The sequence below is a fragment of the Pseudomonadota bacterium genome (assembly GCA_022361155.1).
Lineage (GTDB): Bacteria > Myxococcota_A > Polyangia > Polyangiales > JAKSBK01 > JAKSBK01.
This window is the reverse complement of sequence record JAKSBK010000264.1, coordinates 1-6,427: the sequence shown is the minus strand read 5'-3', so window position 1 is coordinate 6,427 and position 6,427 is coordinate 1. Positions and strand designations below refer to the sequence as shown.

At 63.7% G+C, this 6,427-nt stretch carries 4 protein-coding genes; all 4 read left to right on the top strand.

All coding sequences use genetic code 11. The annotated features are described in order from the left end of the window. Positions 1 to 1,612: hypothetical protein (locus MJD61_09995; protein ID MCG8555600.1), on the top strand; the 1,612-nt coding region annotated here is incomplete at its 5' end. A gap of 80 nt (positions 1,613 to 1,692) precedes the next feature. After that, entirely contained in the window at positions 1,693 to 3,969 is a 2,277-nt protein-coding gene (locus tag MJD61_09990; GenBank protein MCG8555599.1) for a polysaccharide biosynthesis tyrosine autokinase, read from the top strand. A gap of 223 nt (positions 3,970 to 4,192) precedes the next feature. Next, positions 4,193 to 5,167 carry an NAD-dependent epimerase/dehydratase family protein gene (locus MJD61_09985; GenBank protein ID MCG8555598.1) on the top strand — a complete coding sequence of 325 codons (975 nt, stop codon included), beginning with the start codon at positions 4,193 to 4,195 and terminating at the stop codon, positions 5,165 to 5,167. 6 nt (positions 5,168 to 5,173) lie between these two features. After that, a partial coding sequence (locus MJD61_09980; GenBank protein ID MCG8555597.1) for a glycosyltransferase family 4 protein occupies positions 5,174 to 6,427 on the top strand: 1,254 nt, incomplete at its 3' end.

The following is a 6,427-nucleotide window of genomic DNA, read 5'->3' as shown; positions in this document are numbered from 1 at the left end:
CCTCGGCTCGGGGCTCTACGCTGGCGCTACTTTGTCGTCCGCGTTGTTCGAGGCGAGCTTGGACAAGCTGAGGCTGGTGGGGCAGGCACTGTTGTTCGTGGGCGAGAGCCCCGTCTTCGGTGTGGGTCGAGGCGCCTTCGCGTCCACCTTCCCGAGCGCCTTCGGAACCACGCATCGCTACGATTACCCCGAGAATCTGGTGGCGCAGTGGACGGGCGAGTGGGGTATTCCGGTGGCGCTGATGCTGCTGGCTGCCTGCATGGTGGCTCTGGGGCGGACCTTGCTGGATGACCGCCCCGCGGACACCAAGGCAGCCGCACTGGGCCTTCTCGCCCTCGGCGTCCATAACATGGTCGATTTTAGCCTCGAGCTCCTTGGCGTGGCCACAGTCGCAGCGGCGGTCTTGGGAGCGATCTCGGCTCGCACGAAGAGACACCATAGCCGCGGTCCTCGAAGACAGCTGCACATTGGCCACTTCGCAGCCGCCGCGTTGTGCTGCTGCCTGCTGAGCACCGCGCTCTTCTTGCCGCACCAGCACGAGACGCTGCGCTGGGACCTGGAGTCCGGACTGCGAGCTCGGCTGAAAGAGGGAAACGGCGAGGAGTTCGATCGTCTCCTCAAGCGCGCGGTCCAGCTCTATCCCAGCGAACCCGTCTTCGCAATGTTGGCGGCGACCGACAGGATTGGGCGCCAAGGGACGAAACCTGGCATCTGGCTGAATCGTGCGATCGAGCTCGCTCCCGGCTGGCCCTCCCCGCATCTCCTGGCCGCTGGTTGGCTGCATCGGGCAGGACATCGGTCGCAAGCGTGGCTTGAGCTGCGCGCTGCTGCTCAGATCCGGCCCGAGGCGGCCCGGGAAACCGCCTGCCGCTATCTCCGAGAAGAAACGGCTCTCGAACCAGCGCTGAAGACCGCCCCCACTGAACCGCAGCGCCGCCGCACCTACTTGATACGCATGTCGTCATGCTTGCCTCTGCAGTCGAGAATCGCCGAGCTTCTCGATGCCTACCTCATTTCCAGCTACCCCGAGGAGCCCGATCCATGGGCCCGCCAGGCGGCTCGGCTCGCCCGACGAGGACACCATGGTGAAAGCGTGGCTCTGCTCGGGCGCGCCCCGGCGACCCCCGATCCGCACCAGCGTGTTCGCATCGCTCTGATCTCCGTGCTGATTGGCTCGGGACATGAGGCGCAAGCACTCGAGCTCAGCCGTACACTGCCGACTGACCGGACCGCTAGACGCAAGATCTTGATTCTTCGCGCCCGCGCGTCAGCAAGGCTCGGTGACGCCGCCGAGGTCCGCACTGCCATCGAAGAACTCAAGGGCCTAGCAGGTGGCTCCGCGGCCCAGGTCTCGGAGACACTTTCCCTGCTTGCCGCCCTCGAGAGCGAACTTGGCAACGAGGGGAACGCGTTGCGAGCTCTGGAGGAAGCCCATCGAGTAGACCCCAGGCAGGGGTATCTCGCCCGGGTGGCCCTGCTGGCGGAAAGGCTTGGAGACTTGCCGCGAGCCCTCAAGGCCTACTCCGAGCTATGCGTGCGGGACCCACATCACGGCTCATCCTGCGCCGAGCGCGCAAGATTGTCATCACGTTTATCGGCTGCAGCGCACTAACTTTGTGTGGCAGTATGGTGGTCGCGATCGCGGGTGTGGGGTAGCAGTGTCACCCGAAACGAGCTGCATCGCTTAGCAACATGGCTACGCCTCTTCTGAGACAGCACGCCACACCCCAGGCCACTTCGACGGACGAGGCCTCCGATGTCTGGAGCGCGCTCCAGTTCCTGTGGGCCAACAAGTGGCTGATACTGGCGCTAGCAGCTGCATCTGCTGTCGCCACGATGTTCTGGACGTTGCAGCAACCCAAGATCTACCAGGCCTCGTGTACGATCGAGTACGACCCGTCACCGCCACGCCCCTTGGGCCGAGCGGTCGAAGATGTATCTAACCCTGTTTCGTACTACTGGTCTACGAAGGAGTTCTACAAGACTCAGAACCTGGTCATCGCTAGCCGCAGCGTGTCGGAACGCGCCGCGCTCAAGCTCGCTCTGCACCGCGATCCGGACTTCATGGACGTCCCGCCGGAGGAGAAGGGCGCGTGGGAAGGGGCGGAACCCAGCGACGCGGCGAAACTACTGCAGCGGCGCCTTGGAGTGGAGCAGGAAAAGGATACACGCATCGTGCATGTTCGAGTGCGCGACCGCGACCCGGAGCGAGCGGCGCTCCTGGCTAACGCCGTGACCGATGCCTATATCGACAAGACCGTCGATGACCGCCTGGGCTCGACGACGTCAGCGCTATCCTGGCTGAAGCAACAGCTTGACGGACTGAAAGGGCAGCTCGAGGGTTCTGAGCTCGCACTGCACAAGTTCAAGGAGGACCATAACGTCCTGTCGCTGTCGCTCGAGGAGCGGCAGAACATCGTATCCAACAAGATCCAGCGGCTGAGCCAGCGGCTGACCGAGGCCCAAACGAGGCGCGTCGAGGCTCAAGCCCGCGTTAGTGCGCTCAAGGAGGCAAATCACGACAATCCCTTCAGTGTCCGTGCCAAGGTTGTGCTGCAGGATCGTTCCATCGAGAATCTGTACCAGAAACACCGAGAGGGGGTGGCGGAGCGTGAAGCCCTGTCGGCTCGTTATGGGGAGGCCCACCCCGAAATCAAGGCGATTGATGCGCGCATCATCGCTCTTCGCAGCCAGTTGCGCTCCGCGATCGACGGCTTGATATCGAGTGCTGAATCGGAGCTGAGGGAGGTCCAAAGCGTCGAACGCGGGGTAAAGAAGGAGCTTGATGACGCTCATCGGGCCGGAATGGACCTGAACCTGCGCGAGATCGAGTATCGCCGTCTGAGCCGCAAGATGGAAAACAACGAGAAGCTCTACGGCGTTGTCCTAAGTCGCACGGCTGAGACCGATCTGACTCGTGCGCTCCGACTATCCCATGTTCGCATCGTAGATCGGGCTCTGCCACCGCTGCACCACGTGAGCCCGCGACTGCCCATCAATCTTGCTATTGGAGTCTTGGCTGGCATGGCCATTGCGGTCGCGCTGGCGCTGGCCATCGCACGCAGCGACAAGACATTGCGCTCGGCAGCTGCAGCCGAGGCGCTCGGGGTCACTATCCTCGGGATCATCCCCAAGGTCACCGACAACGCAAGCCCGGGGGGCTACCGCTACGGTCGCAGGAAGCGTCGCCGCAAGCGTCAAGAGGAACCCGTCGAAAACAAGGACCTTATCGTGCACACTCACCCTCGCTCGGCGGCGGCGGAGTGCAGCAGGACCATACGGACCAACCTCGCGTTCATGTCGGCCGACCGGCCCTACAAGAGCCTCGTGGTGACCAGCGCCAGCCCACGGGAGGGGAAGACCACGGTTGCGATCAACACGGCCATTGCCATCGCCCAGAGCGGCAAGAGCGTCTTGCTGGTGGACACGGACCTGCGGAAGCCCAGAATCCATAGAGTCTTCAAGCTCGTGCCAGGCGCGGGAATTACGTCCGTCCTGGTGGAGCATGCCGAACTCGAGTCCGCCGTCCAGCGCACTGAAATCCCCGGGCTGTCGGTTATTCCTTGCGGCCCGATACCACCGAACCCTGCGGAGCTTCTACACACAGCGCAGTTCCAGCGCTTTGCCGAGTTGGCGCGCGAGCAATTCGACACGATCATCTTCGATAGCCCTCCACTTTCGGCGGTGACCGACGCGGCTATCGTCGCGACCCAGGTCGATGGTGCCATCGTGGTGGTACGGGAAAACAAGACCACGCGTGACGCGCTCCTGTCCGCCAAGAGGCAGCTCTCGGACGTATCAGCGAATCTGCTGGGCGGCATCATGAACGACGTCGACCTTGCGAGCCGCAAGTACGGTTACGGGTACGGCCAGTACTACTACTATTATCGCTCCGAGGGCTACTATGCTCAGGAGGAAGAGACGCGCGAAACCCACCGAACCGACGAGGATCGACCGGCCGCGTCCTAGCGGGCGCATCCGCCGCCATCGTGTGCCCGTATCGAACATACCTGAATTCGGCTGACAGCCCCTGTGCGGCGCAGGTCTTGCCGTTCCGTAGAGACCCGGTCCGAATCGGGCCGCGGTCAGCCACCCAAACCACCGACAGGTCAGCCAACGAGGCGATCGCGTGTTACGAGCGAACTCGCATGGACGTCCTGGTGATGGCCAACCGGTTTATGGAGAGAATGACATGAAGACAGCGCTTGTTTGTGGTGCAGGAGGCTTCATCGGCTCGCATCTGGTGTGCCGGCTCAAGAGCGAGGGGATGTGGGTCCGTGGTGTCGATTTGAAGTATCCCGAATTCTCCGAAACGGAAGCAGACGACTTCATCATGGGTGATCTGCGTGACATCGGTGTGTGCGAGCGGGCGGTGGACCGGCGCTTTGACGAGGTCTACCAGCTCGCTGCGGACATGGGCGGCGCGGGGTTCGTGTTCACCGGGGACAACGACGCCGCGATCCTGCACAACTCGGCCGCGATCAACCTCAACATGCTGGAGACCTGCCGCAAGCGGAACGTGAAAAGGATCTTCTACTCCTCGTCAGCCTGTATGTACCCCGAGCACAACCAGCTGGATCCGGACAACCCGAATTGCGCCGAGGACAGCGCCTACCCCGCGGACCCGGACAGCGAATACGGCTGGGAAAAGCTCTTCAGCGAGCGGCTGTATCTGGCCTACCACCGCAACCATGCCTTGGAGGTACGCATCGCCCGCTATCACAACGTCTTCGGGGAAGAGGGCACCTGGACCGGTGGGCGCGAGAAGGCGCCAGCGGCCCTGTGCCGCAAGGTGGCCGAGGCCGACCCGGACGGCCAGATCGAGATCTGGGGAGACGGCAAGCAAACGCGCTCCTTTCTATACATTACCGAGTGCCTGGAAGGCACGCTGCGGCTCACCCGCTCGGACTGGACAGGGCCGGTCAATATCGGCTCGGACGAGATGGTCAGCATTGATGAGCTCGCCAACATCGTCATGAAGGTAGCGGGCAAGCCCGTGACGCGTAAGCACGTGCCCGGTCCCTTGGGAGTGCGAGGGCGCAACTCGGACAACCGGCTTATTGCAGACAAGCTTGGATGGCGACCTTCCATGAGCCTGGAAGACGGCATCCGGCCCACCTATCGCTGGATCGCCAAGCAGGTGCAAGACGCACGCAACAAAGCGTAGCTGGGCGTGCTAAGCGCAAGGCGTCGCCTAACGATCCTCTATCACTTCTTTCACCCGGACGACGTGGTGAGCGCGCGGCACTTCGGTGACTTCGCGGAAGAGCTTGCGCGGCGCGACTGGAACGTCGAAGTCCTGACCAGCAACCGCTACTGCCGCTACCCCGCCCGGGCGATCGAGCAGTTGGACGAGACCTGGCATGGTGTGCGTGTGCACCGGTCGCGCCGGCCGGCGTTCGATCAGTCGCGGGATCTGCAGCGGTTGCTGAACCTGGGTTGGATGACGGCGGCATGGGGCCGCCGGGTGCTTCGGGGGCGGCGTAACGGGTTGCATGTGGTGGGCAGCGACCCGCAGTTCTCTCAAGTGCTCTTTCCGATCATCAAGGCGGCGTCAAGGCACAACCGGGTCATCCATTGGGCTTACGATCTGTATCCGGACGCCATCGTAGCGAATGCGCCCTTCGGCAAGGCCGCCGCCGCGGCTCGGGCGATTCGCCCCGTGGTCAAGCACCTGTACCGGTACGCCGACGTGCTGGTGGATCTCGGCCCCTGCATGCGAAGGCGGCTCGCGACGTACGGGCATCGCGCCCGCACGGCTACCATGACTCCGTGGGCGCTGGCGGAGCCCGGACAGCTTCCGCCTGTTGATGCGCAGGTGCGGCGGGCGCTGTTCGGGGACGCCAGGCTCGCCCTGCTCTACTCGGGCAATCTGGGCAAGGCGCACGAGTTCGAGCCCTTTGTCGAGCTGGCGCGGCGTGCCCGAAAGCTCGATGCCGGGATCGTGTTCTGCTTTGCCTGCCGTGGTAACCGGGCAGACGAGCTTCGGGCCGCGCTGCGCGATGACGATGCCGTGAGGCTCGCACCCTTTGCCAGGGAAGAGCAGCTCGTTGCCCGGCTGGCCTCGGCGGACCTTCACCTGATGAGCTTGCGGCCCGAGTGGTCCGGGATCGTCGTGCCTTCGAAGTTTTTCGGCTCGCTGGCCGTAGGTAGGCCGGTGCTGTACTCGGGCCCGGCAGACTCGAGCATCAGCGAGTGGATCGACGAGCACCAAGTTGGCTTCAACGCACGCGGCCTGAACCTCGACAAGCTCGCGCACAGGCTCGCAGAGCTCGCTTCAAACCCGGGCGAGGTTCAAGCCATGCGGCGTCGCGCTTTCACGACCTACCAGCGCCGCTTCTCGAAACAGGCCGTGATGGATCGCTGGGACAGCCTGCTTTCAGACGAGCTCGCCCGCCTGCACGGCGGAGCAGCGCTTGGGGCCCCT

What these genes read in the sequence shown, in the direction of transcription:
- MJD61_09990 (MCG8555599.1), top strand. Translation starts at nt 1,693, where the DNA reads ATGGCTACGCCTCTTCTGAGACAGCACGCCACACCCCAGGCCACTTCG.
- MJD61_09985 (MCG8555598.1), top strand. Translation starts at nt 4,193, where the DNA reads ATGAAGACAGCGCTTGTTTGTGGTGCAGGAGGCTTCATCGGCTCGCAT.